We start from the raw sequence: 16504 nt of genomic DNA, 5'->3' as shown, positions 1-16504 counted from the left end.
GGAGCCCACATTACAGCTCAACACTACCTTTAGGCCACCCATTGCCTGCCATTTCGCCTTCCTATGCCTTCCCGCCGCACATTTCTGACCGCCTCGGCCGCTGGCCTGGCGGGCCTTGCCGCCGCCCCGCTGACCGGGGTAGCCCTGCCCGCCGCCCCATTGGCAGGTCAACCGCTGGTCATTTCCACTTGGGACGCCGGCCTCACGGCCAACCCCGGCGCCTGGCGCATCCTGGGTAGCGGTGGCTACGCCCTCGACGCCGTGGAAGCCGGCGTGATGGTGACCGAAACCGAGCAGACCTGCTGCGTCGGCCTCAACGGCTACCCCGACCGCGACGGCATCGTGACCCTCGACGCCTGCATTATGGACGAGCAGTTTAACTGCGGCGGCGTGGCGGCGCTGCAACGCATCAAGCACCCCATCAGCGTGGCCCGCCGCGTGATGGAGCGCACGCCCCACGTGCTGCTGGTGGGCGAGGGCGCCCAGCAGTTTGCCCTGGCCCAGGGCTTCCCGCTGGAGCCCCGGAAGCTTAGCTCCGACGCCACGGCTGCTTATAAAGAGTGGCTGAAAACCAGCCAGTACAAGCCCATTCCCAACATCGAAAACTCGGGCCGCAAAACCGGCCCCGTGGGCGGTGCCAGCCGCCAGAACCACGACACCATTGCCATGCTGGCCCTCGATGCGCAGGGCCGCATCTGCGGCAGCTGCACCACCAGCGGCATGCGCTTCAAGATGCACGGCCGGGTGGGCGACTCGCCGCTCATCGGCTCCGGCCTGTTCGTCGACCCGGCCGTGGGCGCCGCCGCCGCCACTGGGCAGGGCGAGGAAGTCATTCGCATTGCCGGGGCCCACACCATCGTGGAGCTCATGCGCCAGGGCCTCTCGCCGCAGGCTGCCTGCGAGGCCACCATGCGCCGCCTCGACGCCATCAAAAGCACCCAGGGGCGCGACATCCAGGTGGCATTCATTGCCCTCAATACCAAGGGCGAAACCGGCGCTTACGCTTTGCAAACCGGCTTCAACTACGCCGTGAGCACCGGCCCCACGCCCCGCCTCATCGACAGCGCCTTCCTCCGCAAATGAGTTTCACGCTGGAAATCTGCGCCAATTCGGTGCAGTCGGCTCTGGCGGCGCAGGCGGGCGGTGCTCATCGCATCGAGCTGTGCCAGAGCCTGGAGCAGGGCGGCATCACGCCGTCCTACGGCCTCATCCGGCAGGTGCGGGCGCTGCTGCAGATTCCCGTTTTCGTGCTCATTCGCCCCCGCCCCGGCGACTTTGTGTACGATGCTCATGAGCTGGCTATTATGCAGGCCGACATCGTCGCCTGCCGCGAGCTGGGCTGCGACGGCGTGGTGCTGGGCGCCCTCACGCCTGCCGGCCGCATCGACGTGCCGCGCTGCCGCGAGTTGGTCGCGCTGGCTCACTCTCTGCCCGTCACCTTCCATCGTGCCTTCGACGATTGCGCCGACCTCGCTCAGGCCCTGGAAGATGTAATTGCCACCGGCTGCCAGCGCCTGCTCACATCTGGCGGGCAGGCCAGCGCCGAGGCGGGTCAGGCGGCACTTGCGGCGCTGGTGCAGCAGGCCGCCGGCCGCCTGCACATCATGCCCGGCGCGGGCATCAGCCCCGCCAATCTGACAGCACTGGCGGCGCACACCGGAGTGCAGGAGTTTCATGCCAGTGCCCGGCAGCAGTTGCCACCGTCGCCCCACACCCGTCTGGCCGAGTTTGCGGCCGTGCGCTGGGAAACCGACGCGGCTACGGTAGCGGCATTGCGGCGGGTCGGCGACGACTTATAGCGTTTGTGAAGGGTCGAGCAGCCCGTGCTTGATAGCAAACAGCACTAGGCCAGCCGTATTGCGGGCGCCGGTTTTTTCGAGGATACTTGACCGGTGACCGTCCACTGTACGGACACTTACTCCCAGTTCATCAGCAATTTCCTGCCCGGTGCGCTGCTTGCAGATGAGTTCCAGCACGTCCCGCTCGCGCGCCGACAGGTCAGACCACAAATCTTCGGTAGCCAAACGGCGGGGCCGTTTCACCTGCATTCGGTTGTTCATGGCTTCCCGGAACGAATTATTGAAGTAGAATTCATTCGTCACCACCGTCCGAATGGCTTTTTCTACTTCCGCTGGTTCCACATTTTTAAACAAATAGGCATTCACGCCCAACTCCATCAGGTGTATCACAAACCGGTCTTCGGCGTACACTGACAGAATAACCACCTTCAAATCAGGAAAATACTTGCGAATAACCTTGGTCGTTTCCACGCCGTTCATTTCCGGCATCGACAGGTCGAGCAAGGCCACATGGGGCTTCTCTTCGGCTGCGCCCAATGCCTCTATCAACTCCAGCCCATTATCAACCTCAATAACGGTCTGGATGCCTTCGAAGCTATCCACAATGGCAGCCATGCCCTTGCGAAACAGCACTTGGTCATCGGCAATAGCTACGCGAATTAAGTCCATGGTATTCAAGCATTGGTAGTTAATGGAATGTGAACAGCTACTTGCAAGCCTTGTTGTGGCTTGGTGTAAAATTCTACCTGCCCTTGTAGCATACGTGCCCGGGTCTCAATGTTTTTGAGGCCAAAGCTGCGTTGCCGGTAGGCTTGGTCAAAGTCAAAGCCCTTCCCATTGTCGGCGTAGCGCAGCTGCAGCCCGGTAGCCGTATAGCGCAGCTCCAGCCCAATCTCGGTAGCTTCGGCGTGTTTGATGGCATTATTGAGCAGTTCCTGCACCAGCCGGTACACTATCAGGCTGGTGCGCATGGGCAGCCGGGGCTCTTCGTCGGCGCGCAGGGTCACGTCGATATCGGCCAGGGCCATTGCGCTTTCGCAGAGGCCTTCCAAGGCGTAGGTGAGGCCCAGTTCGGCCAAGCCCTGCGGCAGCAAGTCATTGGAAATCCGGCGAATGTTATCGATTGTATCGTCAATCACACTTTTAAACCGGGTTGTCAGGCTTGCTACTTCTTCGCTGGGCGGCACGGCATTTTGCAGCTGTGCTACCAGCAGCCGCATGGCCGACAGCGAGGCCCCAATTTCGTCGTGCAGGTCGCGGGCCACACGCTTGCGCTCGTCCTCTACGGCATCGAGGGTTCGGTACACCACCTCCTGTTGCATCTTGAGCTCCAGCTTTTTCACTACTAGTTCCTGTTCAGATACGCGCCGCTGGTAGAGCAGCAAAAAACCCACTACCCCCGTTACCAATAATGACAAAGCCAGCGCTCCACCAAATATTAAAACGTATAAATCTAACGCAGATTCGGACTGAACCATAAGCCAATGCCAATGAAGACGTGCATTAGGGCCATGAGCAGCGCATGCAGGCCCCAGGCCATAAAGCTAAGCTGTTGGTGAGGCTGTTTCAGCAGGGCATTGCTTAGGAGAAACAAAAACAGATTGCCTGCGAAATAGAGCAGGAAGCCGGTATTTATCCAGAATACAGGGTCTTTTTCCAGCCGTTTGGTCAGTAACTCGGTCAGTATTTTATAGAAGCACAACAGTGCCAGCCCAATCACCAGCAGGCTTTCGAGGCCGCGTACGTAGGCGTTGCTGTCACTTAATTGTTGCAAAAAAATTGTGCTTAGCGCAGCTATTAATAAAAAGCCGGCTATCAGCGCCGGTACCAGCCAGCGGGGATAAAACCCGTTGAAAAAGCTGCGGTAGAACAGGGCAATGAGCAGAAATTCCACGATAGTGTAGCCATGCAGAATGTACAGATTATGCACATGGAGCAGGTGCCCCGTGATGTAAGACACTATTTCGCCTAAAATGGCCAGCCCAATAAAAAGAGCCGCAAAGCGCAGGCAGCTGGTCAAATAGCGCCAGCGCAGCAGCAGCATTCCGCTCGACACCAGTAAAAATACGGAGCCGTTACTAGCCATCCATTTTAGAAACCAGCTCATATACTATGTTATATAAACGACTGCTTTATAGCCTGTTTACAAGCCTTAAAGCAGTCGTTTAGGAATAAAGTGGTGCTACGTAACCCTAAGCACACCGCTCATCGGCCTCGCCAATGAACAAGGGGCTGCTAATGTCGCACATGGGCGGGCAGGGGTGCGAGAAATCGTAGATTTCGTAGTTGAACACCTCGCCCATAACGTCGACTTCGCCAATCAGGTCCACGATGATTTCGGGGTCGCCATCGGGAACAATTTCCGATTGGCGCGCGGCCGACACCAGCGACAGGCAGGCTTCCGTTTCATCGCTGCCTTCTTTAGGCTTGATACCGATGTACATGCGGATAAAAGCGGTGTCGTGCTGATTCAGGAGCTCAACGAAGTCTTCGCGGTGCACCACGAAGGCCCGCATATTGGTGGGGTCCACGGTGACGGGGCCGGGCTCAATCCAATTGGTTACGCGCTGCTGGGCTTCCTCCAGCGTAATGGAGTAGGGCGTCCAATTCAGGTCTTTGGTGGTTTGGTTGTTCATGTGAAAAAAGTAAGAAGGTTGGAACAGGACACAAAGGAACAATGCCGCCGCCTGATTGATACCCGTAAAAACACCTGTTTTCAAAATTGCCCCCTAAAAAAAATGGCGGGGCGGCATTGCCCTCTGGCAGCAATACCAGACGCGGCGACATTTCTTTCTTACTTTTGTAGCGGCCTATTGCTGAGGCCCCACCACTGCGCACTACCTGCGGCTGCTCCCCGGTGCGCGCCCTGTTTATTTCACTTCGTAAATAAGACTCCGTGAAAACAGTCTATTTTACGGATAGTAGCGCCGTGGAGCAGCACGCGCTACAGTCCCTTCTCACTTTCGAGGAAAAAGAGAATATCGGCCGGATTGCCGTGTTTCCCGATATTCATTACTGCTCCGAACGCGCTATTCCCGTAGGCGTTGCCTTCCAGACCACGGAAGTATTCTACCCATTGGTAACTGGCAAAGACATGGGCTGCGGGGTAGCTTACCTGCGCATTCCCCGGTCCGAGGCTCTTCGCCCTTTCGACAAAGCCCGGCACTTCCGCGCCCTGGAGCGGGAGGTGCACCGCATGACCGACGAGGGGCTGGGCGGCGGCAACCACTTCCTGTCGCTGGAGCTGTCGGACCAGTACCTGTACATCATCGTCCACACCGGAAGCCGCAACCTGGGAGTGTATATGTATCAGGAAAACTGCCGCCTACTGCAGCAACACAACCCGGGGCAGGAGTGGCTGCCGGTGGAGTTGGCCACGCCTGCCTACCGCCGGGCGTATGCCCGCGTGCTGGCCTACGCCGCCAGCCGACGTCAGGAATTTGTGCGCAAAACCTACGACTTCCTGCTCCGCAACCACTACGTGGTGGCCGGCACGCCCGCTTTCGCCGATAGCTGCCACAACCTGTTGGAATTTACAGACTCCGGTGTAATCCACCGCAAGGGCAGCACGCAGCTACTGCCCGACAATGAAGTGGTCATTCCACTTTCCATGAGTCGCGGTTCGCTGATTGTGAAGCCTAACCGCTGGCATACGGCCCTCGAAAAAGCCCTCTGGAGCTGCGCCCACGGCGCTGGCCGCCAGTATAGCCGCACCGATACGCTCAAGTTCTGGCATTCGCTCAAAAAAGCGGATAAGGATGAGTACCGGCAACGCTTTTCGGAGCTGCTCAACCGGCAGGACGACTTCGACAGCAGCATCCTGCAGGAATTCGACTTTGCCTACAAAGACTCGGCGGCGCTGCTGGCTACCCAGCCCCATTTACTTCGCTGCGATGAAACCCAACCCATCGTCACGGTCAAGTTTACGGGCGTCTAAACGCACTTACCAACTGCCGTTAAATTCAAAAGGCCCCACACGAAATGTCGTGCGGGGCCTTTTTTACAACCTTCTTACCCTTCAAACCGAGGATATTGCCAGAAGCTTACACCAGTTTCGTCTGATTTTGCTGCTGCGATTATTGTTTTACCAAAACCTCAGCAGAAGCTCCTACGATGGGCAATTTTGCTGTCAACTTTACTTTCGGTCTTCTTTCAAGCCGGTTGTATGGTCTTTAACGGGAACACCGAAGTGGGGTTACACTTTGCCTGAAAAAAGTTTGATTATTTTTCAGGCATTTTAATAAAGACCTACGCTACAGGCCGGTGTCGGCCATCGGTAGCACTGCCCTCATAGTCGGAACCGACCTCGGTGGGGTCGCCGGCCACGCCGGAGCCGAAGTTCTCGAGCAGGCGGTCGGCGGCGGCTTTGTCTTCGCTCACGGCGGCGTCGGGATTGGTATGGCCGCCGGTTTTGAAGAGCTTGCCGAGGCCGTCGCTCCACTTGCTGGCCGAGCGGCGCAGGCCGGCGCGGGCTTCCTCGCCGGTTTCGGGGGCCAGCAGCAGGCCGGCCACGATGCCGGCGGTGGCCCCGGCCAGCACCGACAGAATTACTTTGCCTTTATTGTCTTGCATGGGTTTGCGCATGAAAGGGTGAATGTGCAGGTACGTAGGCGCAGCGGAAAGCGTTGAGCACAAAAAAGCCCCACACCTTGCGGCGCGGAGCTTCGTTTATACTGCACTAACAGCCTAAATGCTGTTAATCAGTTTCACAATTTCGGCTTTGCCTTTGCCAAGCTTCTCCTGCAGCTTGCCCACGAGCTCGTCGCCTTTGCCTTCGGCGTAGGTCAGGTCTTCGTCGGTGAGCTGGGCGTACTGGGCTTTCAGCTTGCCTTTGATTTCGTCCCAGTTGCCTTTGATGTTGAGGCTGCTACCGGGCAGAGTTACGCCGAGGTCTTCGAGCTTCTCAACGTAGCCTTTGAATTTTGATTCAAGGTCGGCGCCCAGCTTGGAAGCCTGCTCGCCGAGCTGGCCGCTGTATTTGGAGGCAACGCCCTTCCAGTTTTCGCGGGTGGCCGAGCCTTTGTCCGGGGCCAGCAGGATGCCGGCGATGATGCCTGCGCCGGCACCAGCCAGGGCAGCGATGAGGATTTTACCGGCGTTGCTGTCTTCGTTGTACGACATGGTGTTTTAAGAGAAAGGGGTAAGAAAGATGTGCGAGTTTACGTCAGCAAAATCGGAATGCCGCATTTTGTGGGCATTCGACCGCTGAGTCTGGCAGGCTATACGGGGGGCGGCGGCCGGGGTTGAGCTTGGCCGAAAAAAATACGCGGGGCGGCAAGGTGGGCAATTTTTGCGTAGCTGGGCGTAGTTTCGTTTCCTCATTTCAGCCCTCTCCAATGAAAATGTTCTGCCTCTTCCTGCTCACGACGGGCCTGCTGGCCGGCTGCCAGCGCCCGGCGGCCGACACGGCGGCCGATTGCATCGACCCGAGTAAAATAAATCCCGACGCCATGTGCACTATGGAATACAACCCCGTGTGCGGCTGCGACGGCATGACCTACAGCAACCCCTGCGCAGCTGGCAGGGCTGGCGTGAAGCACTACACCACCGGCCCCTGCACCGGCGGCAAATAAAGCCCAACCGTGGTTTCGCCCCCCTCGCTCAGCAATCCCGGCTACCGCAGCTTCTGCCTGGCCACGCCTGATATTCCGGTGTTTGCCCAGCCCTGGTACCTCGACGCCTGCACCGCCCCGGGCCTGGAGTGGAGCGCCGTGCTGAGCCGTGAGAATGGCGACGTGCGTGGGGCAATGCCGTTTTTCGTCAAAAAAAGAGGCCCGTTTCGCTTTGCCACCATGCCGCCCTTCGTGAAGTGGCTGGGGCCATACATTGGGCCGCAGTGGCGCGGCGACTTGCGGCAGGAACACATTATTCTGGCCGATTTGATTGAGCGGCTGCCCCGGCTGGCGGCCTTCAAGCAGAATTTTTACCCGACGCTGACCAACTGGCTGGCTTTTTACTGGCAGGGCTACCAGCAGACCACTTACTACACCTACCGCCTGCACGGTATCCAGCATTTGGCAAAAGTGGAGGCGGGCATCAGCGCCAATGTGCTGCGCGATATCCGGCAAGCACGGCGGCAGGTGCGCGTGGTGCACGACATGGGAGCCGAGCAGTTTTATGCGGTGAACAAGCTGAGCTTTGAGCGGCAGAAGCTGGCCATTCCTTATAGTTGGGAGCAATTCCAGCGGCACGATGCGGCGCTGGCGGCGCACGGGGCCCGGCAGTTGTTTTTTGCCGTGGATGCGGAGCAGCGGGTGCATTCAGTGGCGTATTTAATCTGGGACAAGCAGGCCGCTTATTACCACCTGGCGGGCGACAACCCGGCCCTGCGCAGCAGCGGGGCGGGGCTGCTGCTGGTGTGGGAGTGCATTCGCTATGCCAGCGAGGTGCTGGGGCTCGATTGCTTTGATTTTGAGGGCAGCATGTTGCCGGGGGTCGAGCGCATGCGCACTCGGTTTGGGGCGGTGCAGACGCCTTATTTCTTTGTTTCGAAATATAATTCCCAGCTGTTCCAACTGCTGGAAAAGCTAAAATCCTAAACCTGATGGCCGACAAACGCTACTTCCTGAACCCCGCGCCCTTTGTGGTGCCCACGACCGACAACAAGCTCATTGAAGAGCACGTGGGACTGGCCAGCACCGGCAACGCGCAATACAGCCTGGCGCACATGGTGGCCCCGCCGCAGTGGAGCGAGCCGCACCAAACGCCGGAGTTCGACGAGTTTACCATCGTGGTGCGCGGGCGCAAGCGCTTCGAGATTGACGGCGAGGTGGTGGAGCTGGCAGCCGGGCAGGCGCTGCTGATTAAGGGCGGCGCGCGGGTGCGGTATTCCAACCCGTTTGCCGAGGAGTGCGAATACTGGTCGGTGTGCGTGCCGGCATTCAGCCCGGCCACGGTGCACCGGGAAGAGCAGAACTAGGTAGAGCTGGCTAGAACTGGCGCGAGTTTAGCGCAGCGTAACTCGTGCCTTTTATTCGGGCGAGGCTGCGCCTCGCAATAGAACGCTCCATTGGCACTAACGGGGGAGACACAGCCTCCCATGATAGCCGGCACGAGTTACGGTCCTTCGTCGCTGAACTCGCGCCAGTTATACAGCTACACCAGCTTATCGGGCGTGATGGGCAGCTCGCGAATGCGCCGGCCGGTGGCATGATATACCGCATTGGCTACGGCGGCGGCAAAGCCGATGAGGCCGATTTCGCCCAAGCCTTTCGCGCCGATGGGGTCGATGATATAGTCGGGCTCGTTGATGAACTCGACTTCGACGGGCGGCAGGTCGGCGTTGACGGGCAGGTGGTAGTCGGCCAAGTCGCGAGTCACGAAGCGGCCGTAGCGGTGGTCGAGGCGGGCATCTTCCATCAGGGCCATGCCGATGCCCCAGGCCACCGAGCCCAGCACCTGGCTGCGAGCAGTTTGCTGGTTCATTACGCGGCCGGCGTCCACCACGGCCACCACGCGGCTCACGCGCACCTCGCCGGTGAGGGTGTGCACCTGCACTTCCACGAAGTTGGCACAGAACGATTTGCCGGAAAAGGCTTTGGCTTCGGGGCCGGGCTTGGCTTCGCGGGTCAGTTCCAGCTGGGGCAAGTGGTGGCGCTGCAGCACTTCGCCCGCTGGCAAATCAGTCGCGTTAGGCAAGGCCTGGCGCAGCTTTTCCAGCTCCGTTTTCAGCGCCGTGCACACCTCGTGCACCGCCGAGCCTACCGATGTAGTAGTGTGCGAACCGGCCTGCAGCGGGGCCGGTGGCAGGCTGGCATCGCCTAGCTCGAAGCGGATGGCGGCCGGCGCAAGGCCGCTGGCATCGGCCGCAATCTGCGTCATGATGGTGGCAGTGCCGGGGCCGGCGTCGGCGGTGCCGCTTTGCACTAGCAGGGTGCCATCGGGGCGCAGCACGGCGCGGGCGGTGGCCGGGTTGCGCTCCGATTTGTAGATGCCGGTGGCCATGCCCCAGCCTACCTGCCAATCGCCGTTTTTGAGGGTATTGGGTGCCAAGGGGCGGCTTTTCCAGCCGAATAGCTCGGCCCCGCGCTCGTAGCAGCGGCGCAGGTGCTTGCTGCTCCAGGGCTGGTTTTTCTCGGGGTCACGGTCGGCGTAATTCTTCAGGCGTAGGGCCAGCGGGTCCATTTTGAGGGCCGCGGCCAGCTCGTCCATCGCCGATTCGAGGGCGAAGGAGCCGGTGGTTTCGCCGGGGCCGCGGGTCCAGCAGGGCGTGCTCAGGTCGAGGGCCACGGTGCGGTAGGTGGCGTCGAGGTTGGGCACGGCGTAGGAAGTTTTGGTGGGGTGCAGGATGCGCTCCACAAACTGCTCGTGCTGCGAAGTGAGCCCGTGCGCTTCGTGCGTAATGCCCACCAGGGTGCCGTCGGCCGTGGCGCCGAGGGCCACTTTCTGAATCGACTGCGGCCGGTAGCCCACCATGTTGAATTCCTGCTCGCGGCGGGCCATCACCTTCACCGGCCGGCCCACTTTTTTGGCGCCTATGATGGCCGCCATTTCCGGCGGCCAGATGCGCGAGGCGCCCCCAAACGCCCCGCCTACGAAAGGCGAATGCACCCGCACTTTCTCGGCCGGCAGCTGCCACATGCGCATCAAATCTTCCTGGGCCAGCTTGGGGCCCTGGGTTTTGTTGTACACCGTCAGCGCATCGCCCTCCCAGAGGGCAATGGCGGCGTGCATTTCCATCGGATTATGCACGTGGATGGGCGTGTGGTATTCCTGCTCCACCCGCACCGGGGCCGTACGCCAGGCCTGCGGCTGGCCGCGGTGGTAGTCCTTTTCTTTGGCCGGTTCGCGGCCGGTGGTGACGTGTTGGGCGAGGTCGGTTCGAGGGGTGGCAGCCTCGTATTCCACCCGTACCAGGCTGGCCGCGTGCTGAGCCTGCGCCAGCGTTTCGGCAATGGCCAGGGCCACCGGCTGGTTGCTGAAATGTATCTGGTCGTCGTAGAAAACCCGAAACTCCTGCCCTTCCACGCGCGGATTTTTACTGGTTTCGGCGCTTTGATAGCCCGGCACTTTCGGCGCGTTCAAATGTGACACAATGGCCAGCACGCCCGGCGCCCGCTCGGCTGCCGCCGTATCGAGCCGCCGGATGCGGCCCCGGGCCACGGTGCTGGTTACCAATATGCCGTGCGCGCAGTCGGGCACTGGATGCTCGGCGGCGTAGCGGGCCTGCCCGGTTACTTTCAGGTGGCCATCGACGCGGCGCAGGGGCTGGCCGATGTGGGCCGACGGCGGAATTTGTTGGTTCATAAAGCGACGGGATGGGCAAGCGTCGGCTCTACGGAAGGGCAAATGCGTGCGTTTAAGCCGCGCTTTCTACGGCTGACCGCGCAGCCACTCCTGCGCCGTCTCCAGCCGGTCAAACATACGCATCTCAAACACTTCGCCGATGCGCATCTGCAGGTTTCCGATGGCCAGCTGCCCGAAAATATCCGGTGACATCACCTGCGCGAAGTGACGCAGGCCGGCGTCCAGAATAAGCGGCGTCCAGACCTGCTCAATCCAAGAGTTGGCCTCGGTGAAACCACCGGTGAGCTCGCGGTGGTCGTTGAGCAGCTTGGGGCAGGGCTCGGTGCGCAGCATATCCACGTAGGTCAGGCCGCCGTCCATGATGGATTCCAGGGTCTGAGGGCCTTACCAGCGGGCGTGAATCCAGTTTTCGGCGCGGTTGCGCTCCACGGTGAGGTAGGTGCTGCCGTCGCCGCGCTGCAACTCAATCAGGCTAGCGGCGGGCGAGGTAGGAGGACCGTTCATGCTGCAATTTACTCAGGCAGTCCCATTTTAATTTTCTGGTAATGGGCTGCTTCTCCTACTTTACCATTTAGCTGCCGCGGGCCGGGTCGCCTGTTTGAATTTCATAAAAAGCCGTTTGATTCCTGTTTTCCACCAGCTTCCGAGCGCATCACCTTTGCATGGTAGTATCTGCGGGGGCTGAAGCTCCTGCGCAGGTTCCCTTCTTCGCTATGAAATTCTTCCTCTTCGGCACCGCCGCGCGGGTGGCCGTGCTCCTTTTCTTTTCAACGCCCATGCCCGCCCAATCCGTCCAGCCGCTCACGCCGCGGCAGCAGTCCATCGTCACCATTGCCGCCCTCACCGCCAAGGGCGATTTGCCCCACCTGCAGCAGGCGCTGGCCACCGGCCTCGACGCCGGCCTGACCGTGAACGAGGCCAAAGAAGTGCTGGTGCAACTCTACGCCTACTGCGGCTTCCCGCGCAGCCTCAACGGCCTCAACACCCTGCTGAAAGTGCGCGACGAGCGCCGGGCCCAGGGCAAAAAAGACGTGCCGGGCCGCGAGGCCTCCCCCATCGTCAGCACCGCCCCAAAGTACGAGCGCGGCCAGCGCATCCTCGAAACCCTCACCGGCCGGCCCGACCCCAACCCCAAAACCGGCGCCAACGCCTTCAGCCCCGAAATCGACCGTTTCCTCAAAGAACACCTCTTCGCCGACATCTTTGAGCGCGACGTGCTCACGTACCAGGAGCGTGAGCTAGCCACCATCGCGGCCCTGGTGAGCCTGGGCGGCGTCGAGCCGATGCTGCAGTCGCACCTCGGCATCGGGCTGCATATCGGCCTCACCGAGCCGCAATTGCGCCAGCTGCTGGCGCTGGAGGAAACCGCCATCGGCCGCCAGGAAGCCGAGGCTGGCCGGGCGGCACTGAACAAGGCATTAGAAACCAGAAACAAATAAGGTATGCAAGCCCCCACCAAAACCATTTTCGAGCGGGAACTAGCTGGCGAAAACATTTCACTCGACGACCCCGAGTACCCGCAGATTTACGCCATTATCCGCAAGGCCATCCGCCTCACCTCGGAGCTGAATGCCATGCGGGTGGATGACAATGCGCAGGTCAACCAGCTATTCAGCGAGCTGATTAACAAACCGGTGGACGACACGTTTTTCCTGATACCGCCCTTTTACACCGATTTCGGCCACAACATTCAACTGGGCCGCAACGTGTTCGTGAATCACGCCTGCACGTTTATGGACCGGGGCGGCATCACCCTGGAAGACAACGCCCTGATTGGCCCCAAAGTCAACCTCATCACCACCAACCACCCGCTGGACCCCGCCGAGCGGCGCAGCACTTACTCCCGGCCCATCGTCATCAAACGGCACGCCTGGCTCGGGGCCAATGCCACGGTGATGCCGGGCGTAACCATCGGCGAAAACGCCGTGGTGGCAGCCGGGGCCGTGGTCACGAAAGACGTACCCGACAACTGCATCGTGGCGGGCGTGCCGGCCCGGGTGGTGAAAAAGCTGTAAGGCATGACTGTTTATTCATGGTTCTGTCAGCCTGTTCTGTCAAAAATTCTCTAGCCCTTATGAAAACCTTCGTCCTCGTCGCTACCATTCTCTTCGGCCTCACTACCTACGCCCAGACCGCCCCGAAAGCACCGGCAAAACCTACCCAAAACCCTTTTCCCAAGGGCGAGCGCGCCCCGGCCGCCAATTTCACCGGCACTGTGTATTTGTACCCGTTGATAAAAGACGAGCCGGCCTTCAATTGCACTGGCGGCAGCGTCACGTTTGAGCCGGGCGCCCGCTCGCACTGGCACCGCCACCCCGCCGGCCAGATTCTGCTGGTTACCGAGGGCTTGGGCTACTACCAGGAAAAGGGCCAGCCCGTGCGGCTGCTACGCCAGGGCGAGGTGGTGAAATGCCAGCCGGGCGTGGAGCACTGGCACGGCGCCTCACCCCAGCAAGCCATGACGCACATTGCCCTGAATGTGAACACCGACAAAGGCATTGTGAACTGGGGCCGGGCCGTAACCGACCAGGAATACCGAAGCTATAAATAGGCTGCTTCCATAAAATGGATGGCAGAAAACCACTCCTGTTTATGGGCCGTCTGCCTATAAAATCAGTTAACTTTCGAACGCTCCGGGCCGTTAGGGGTTATGCTTGTAAGCGCCTGCCATTGCAGGCCCTGCACACCCCAATGGCCGAAAACATCCCAACCCTCCAGCGCAACGCCACTCCGCCGTTTACTCCCGTTCTGCACCAAGAAATCAACGTGGTGACGATGGAGGAAGCCCGCTGCGGCATGGCCAGATTCGACCGACGCGACCATTTCAAGGTGATGCTGGTGGTGGAGGGCGCCAACGAGCTGCACTACGCCACCCGCAGCTACGCCATCGACCGGCCCGCGCTGGTGTTTACCAACCGCCTGGTGCCCTACTCCTGGGAGGCCGTGGAGGGCACCGGCGAGCAGCAGGGCTACATCTGCGGCTTCACCGAGCCGTTTCTGCACTCGGCCATGCGTGGCGTCAGCCTCAAGGATTCGGTGCTGTATAAGGTAGATGGCAACCCGGTGTATTACCTCAATGAGGAGCAGCTGAACTACTTCGCTGAAGGCTTTGCCCGCATGCGGCGCGACCTCGGCACCGACTACCCGCACAAGTACGACTTGCTGCGCAATCAGCTGTCCATCATCATCCACGAGGCCACGCGCATGACGCCCGTCAGTGCCCTGCCGGCCGTGCCCACCAACGCGGCCGAGCGCATCACCAACCTGTTTTTGCGGCTGCTGGAAGTGCAGTTTCCGATAACGCAGCAGCTGCACGAGCCCATCCTGAAAAACGCCCAGGACTACGCCGACCGTCTGGCCGTGCACGTCAATCACCTCAACCGCTCGGTGAAGGACGTGACCGGCAAAACTACTACCACGCACATCGCTGAGCGGCTCATTAGCGAGGCCAAGGTGCTGCTGCACCACACCGACTGGAGCGTGGGCGACATCGCCGACAGCCTGGGCTTCGAGTACGCCACGTACTTCAACAGCTTCTTCAAGAAGCACACCGGCCTGGCGCCGCTGGCGTTCCGGCAGGCGGGGTAGAGACGCAATATCTTGCGTCTTACTTCACCACATCGTAGCGCAGCCACACGAGGCCGTCGGGCAACTGCTCCACGTGCTTCAACAGGAGCGCGGCCGGCGGGCCGGGCTGCTCGCCCTGCTCAAACACTGCCGCCGAGCTGGCCGCTCCGTCGATGACGGGGTATTGCAGCAGACTCAATTCATCAACTAAGCCGGCCTTGAGCAAGGAGCCATTGACGTGGCCACCGCCTTCGAGCAGAATGGTTTTGATGGGAAACAGCCGGCCCAGCTTGTCGAGCACCAGCTTAAAATCCAGCTCCTTGATTCCTCCGAAAATATACGACACGCCCACGCGGCGCAGGTAGGCCAGGTACTCGTCGCCAACTTGCTCAGAGAGCACACTGATGATGTGGTCGTCGTCGATGTAAGCCGACTCCCAGCCCAGCTTGCCGTGCGCGTCGATGGCAATGGCGAAGGAGGTGGCGGCTTTATCGGCCACGAAATCGTGGCGGTCGGGCACGGTGGCGCCGGGCTGCAGGTCGGGCGCCAGACCATTAGTGAAGTCTTTTTCGAACGTCACCCGGCCGCAAAGCCAGGCCTGTGAATCGAAGGTAGCGGCAGTAGTTTCGTAGGCTTTGGTATTGGGTTTCGGGCCCCAGCGGCTGGTGATGATGCGGCCGTCGAGCGAGGTTACCATGTGGCAGATGATGTGGGGCTTCATAGAAGTAGGGATAAGTTCTGAACTGCGGATTTTCGGTACGCGCCGGGGCCAGCAGCCGTTGCTGGCAGCCGGGTAGCTGTTTGAATTTTATAAGTATCGGTTTGAATCGTTGTTTCCGGGCGGTTCGGACTGGGGGACCTTTGTAGCGTAGAACCTCCCCGGCGCCCGGCCGCGTAACGGCTGACGGCTAGGCATAGCAGCCGCAGCACTTACCGCAAGTGCAGCCGCCTAAAAACGCAACCCTTGCTTATTCATCAATCCAGAAAACCATCATGCAAACCGTCATCTTAAACAACGGCGTCGAAATGCCCCTACTGGGCTTCGGCGTGTACCAGATTCCGGACGCCGCCGAGTGCGAAGCCAGCGTGCTGGCCGCCCTGCGCGCCGGCTACCGGCTGATTGACACGGCCGCTGTCTATGGCAACGAGGAGGCCGTAGGCAACGCAATTAAGAAAAGCGGCGTGCCGCGCGAGGAGCTGTTTATCACCACCAAACTATGGGTTTCAGATGCCAGCTACGAGGACGCCAAACCCGCTTTTGAGTTGTCACTCCAGAAGCTGCAGCTCGACTACCTGGACTTGTACCTCATTCATCAGCCTTTCGGCGACGTGTACGGGGCCTGGCGGGCGATGGAAGAGCTTTACCGCGAAGGCCGCGTGAAGGCCGTCGGCGTCAGCAACTTCCCGCCCGACCGGGTGATGGACTTCATCGTGCACCACGAGGTGGCACCGGCGGTGAATCAGATTGAAACCCATCCCTTTCACCAGCAAGTGGAGACGCAGCAGTTCCTGGCCGAGAACAAGGTACAGATTGAGTCGTGGGGACCATTTGCCGAAGGTCGGAATAACATGTTCAACAATGAGTTGCTGGCGGCACTGGCCGGCAAGTACCAGCGCACCGTGGCCCAGATTATCCTGCGCTGGCTGACGCAGCGCGGCGTGGTGGTGATTCCGAAATCGGTGCGACCGGAGCGCATCGCCGAGAATTTCCAGGTGTTCGACTTCGAGCTGAGCACTGAGGATATGGCCGCCGTCCAGACCCTGGATACCGGGGCCAGCGTGTTCTTCGACCATCGTGACCCGAAAATCGTGAAGTGGCTGGGCGAGCTGGGCCGTAAGCAGCGCAAATAAGCCGTAAGCAGCGCAAATAAGCCGTAAGCAGCGCAAATAAC

20 protein-coding genes are annotated in these 16504 nt (G+C 60.3%); 11 read left to right on the top strand and 9 right to left on the bottom strand.

What is annotated here, in order from left to right; translation table 11 throughout:
• The first annotated feature begins 63 nt into the window (after positions 1-63).
• Together Q5H93_RS05940 and Q5H93_RS05935 are read left to right on the top strand one after the other, a co-directional pair.
• On the top strand, positions 64-1083 hold the full coding sequence (locus Q5H93_RS05940; RefSeq protein WP_305005581.1) for a glycosylasparaginase: 1020 nt from the start codon (positions 64-66) through the stop codon (positions 1081-1083).
• Entirely contained in the window at positions 1080-1799 is a 720-nt protein-coding gene (locus Q5H93_RS05935) for a copper homeostasis protein CutC (RefSeq protein WP_305005580.1), read from the top strand. Before Q5H93_RS05940 ends, Q5H93_RS05935 begins: the two co-directional genes overlap by 4 nt.
• Here Q5H93_RS05935 and Q5H93_RS05930 read toward each other — a convergent pair.
• From Q5H93_RS05930 to Q5H93_RS05915, 4 genes are all read right to left on the bottom strand, one after another.
• The gene (locus Q5H93_RS05930; RefSeq protein WP_305005579.1) at positions 1794-2468 is read right to left on the bottom strand and encodes a response regulator transcription factor; all 675 of its coding nucleotides are present in this window, start codon (positions 2466-2468) and stop codon (positions 1794-1796) included. The genes Q5H93_RS05935 and Q5H93_RS05930 overlap by 6 nt on opposite strands.
• Before the next feature lie 5 nt (positions 2469-2473).
• Positions 2474-3193, bottom strand: a complete 720-nt coding sequence (locus Q5H93_RS05925) for a sensor histidine kinase (RefSeq protein ID WP_305005578.1) — start codon at positions 3191-3193, stop codon at positions 2474-2476.
• 59 nt (positions 3194-3252) lie between these two features.
• Positions 3253-3906 carry a hypothetical protein gene (locus Q5H93_RS05920; RefSeq protein ID WP_305005577.1) on the bottom strand — a complete coding sequence of 218 codons (654 nt, stop codon included), beginning with the start codon at positions 3904-3906 and terminating at the stop codon, positions 3253-3255.
• A gap of 85 nt (positions 3907-3991) precedes the next feature.
• Positions 3992-4435 (bottom strand): hypothetical protein, encoded by a 444-nt coding sequence (locus Q5H93_RS05915; RefSeq protein WP_305005576.1) that lies wholly within the window; start codon positions 4433-4435, stop codon positions 3992-3994.
• Positions 4436-4695: 260 nt separating this feature from the next.
• Between Q5H93_RS05915 and Q5H93_RS05910 the strand changes: the two genes are divergently transcribed.
• Positions 4696-5736 carry an RtcB family protein gene (locus Q5H93_RS05910; RefSeq protein ID WP_305005575.1) on the top strand — a complete coding sequence of 347 codons (1041 nt, stop codon included), beginning with the start codon at positions 4696-4698 and terminating at the stop codon, positions 5734-5736.
• 311 nt (positions 5737-6047) lie between these two features.
• Here the strand turns inward: Q5H93_RS05910 and Q5H93_RS05905 are convergent, their stop codons facing one another.
• Both Q5H93_RS05905 and Q5H93_RS24155 read right to left on the bottom strand, forming a co-directional pair.
• Positions 6048-6371, bottom strand: coding sequence for a YtxH domain-containing protein (locus Q5H93_RS05905; RefSeq protein WP_305005574.1), 324 nt, complete (start codon positions 6369-6371; stop codon positions 6048-6050).
• 114 nt (positions 6372-6485) lie between these two features.
• Positions 6486-6920 (bottom strand): CsbD family protein, encoded by a 435-nt coding sequence (locus Q5H93_RS24155; RefSeq protein ID WP_369810989.1) that lies wholly within the window; start codon positions 6918-6920, stop codon positions 6486-6488.
• A 215-nt stretch (positions 6921-7135) separates the two neighbouring features.
• Here Q5H93_RS24155 and Q5H93_RS05890 point away from each other — a divergent pair, with 215 nt between their 5' ends.
• The 3 genes from Q5H93_RS05890 to Q5H93_RS05880 are packed head-to-tail and all read left to right on the top strand — an operon-like array spanning position 7136 to position 8718.
• Positions 7136-7372: a Kazal-type serine protease inhibitor family protein gene (locus Q5H93_RS05890; protein WP_305005573.1), complete on the top strand. Its 237-nt coding sequence runs from the start codon at positions 7136-7138 to the stop codon at positions 7370-7372.
• Between the two features lie 9 nt (positions 7373-7381).
• Positions 7382-8338: a GNAT family N-acetyltransferase gene (locus Q5H93_RS05885; RefSeq protein ID WP_305005572.1), complete on the top strand. Its 957-nt coding sequence runs from the start codon at positions 7382-7384 to the stop codon at positions 8336-8338.
• A gap of 5 nt (positions 8339-8343) precedes the next feature.
• Entirely contained in the window at positions 8344-8718 is a 375-nt protein-coding gene (locus Q5H93_RS05880) for a cupin domain-containing protein (protein WP_305005571.1), read from the top strand.
• Positions 8719-8894: 176 nt separating this feature from the next.
• Here Q5H93_RS05880 and Q5H93_RS05875 read toward each other — a convergent pair whose 3' ends face one another.
• Both Q5H93_RS05875 and Q5H93_RS05870 read right to left on the bottom strand, forming a co-directional pair.
• Positions 8895-11045, bottom strand: coding sequence for a xanthine dehydrogenase family protein molybdopterin-binding subunit (locus Q5H93_RS05875; protein ID WP_305005570.1), 2151 nt, complete (start codon positions 11043-11045; stop codon positions 8895-8897).
• Positions 11046-11111: 66 nt separating this feature from the next.
• Positions 11112-11405: a hypothetical protein gene (locus Q5H93_RS05870; protein ID WP_305005569.1), complete on the bottom strand. Its 294-nt coding sequence runs from the start codon at positions 11403-11405 to the stop codon at positions 11112-11114.
• A 353-nt stretch (positions 11406-11758) separates the two neighbouring features.
• Between Q5H93_RS05870 and Q5H93_RS05865 the strand changes: the two genes are divergently transcribed.
• The 4 genes from Q5H93_RS05865 (at position 11759) to Q5H93_RS05850 (ending at position 14633) form a co-directional block, all read left to right on the top strand.
• A complete protein-coding gene (locus Q5H93_RS05865) occupies positions 11759-12484 on the top strand; it encodes a carboxymuconolactone decarboxylase family protein (protein ID WP_305005568.1) in 726 nt (241 codons plus the stop codon).
• A gap of 3 nt (positions 12485-12487) precedes the next feature.
• Entirely contained in the window at positions 12488-13060 is a 573-nt protein-coding gene (locus Q5H93_RS05860; protein WP_305005567.1) for a sugar O-acetyltransferase, read from the top strand.
• A gap of 59 nt (positions 13061-13119) precedes the next feature.
• Positions 13120-13596 carry a (R)-mandelonitrile lyase gene (locus Q5H93_RS05855; RefSeq protein ID WP_305005566.1) on the top strand — a complete coding sequence of 159 codons (477 nt, stop codon included), beginning with the start codon at positions 13120-13122 and terminating at the stop codon, positions 13594-13596.
• A 140-nt stretch (positions 13597-13736) separates the two neighbouring features.
• Positions 13737-14633 (top strand): helix-turn-helix domain-containing protein, encoded by an 897-nt coding sequence (locus Q5H93_RS05850; RefSeq protein WP_305005565.1) that lies wholly within the window; start codon positions 13737-13739, stop codon positions 14631-14633.
• A gap of 19 nt (positions 14634-14652) precedes the next feature.
• Here Q5H93_RS05850 and Q5H93_RS05845 read toward each other — a convergent pair whose 3' ends face one another.
• Entirely contained in the window at positions 14653-15333 is a 681-nt protein-coding gene (locus Q5H93_RS05845; protein WP_305005564.1) for a RibD family protein, read from the bottom strand.
• A gap of 272 nt (positions 15334-15605) precedes the next feature.
• On the opposite strand from Q5H93_RS05845, the gene Q5H93_RS05840 reads away from it, so the two are divergent.
• Positions 15606-16463: an aldo/keto reductase gene (locus Q5H93_RS05840; RefSeq protein ID WP_305005563.1), complete on the top strand. Its 858-nt coding sequence runs from the start codon at positions 15606-15608 to the stop codon at positions 16461-16463.
• Positions 16464-16504: the final 41 nt, after the last annotated feature.

The organism is Hymenobacter aranciens, assembly GCF_030580865.1.
GTDB classification, from domain to species: Bacteria; Bacteroidota; Bacteroidia; order Cytophagales; family Hymenobacteraceae; genus Hymenobacter; species Hymenobacter aranciens.
The sequence above is the reverse complement of the archived record's forward strand: the minus strand, read 5'-3'. Positions and strand labels throughout refer to the sequence as shown.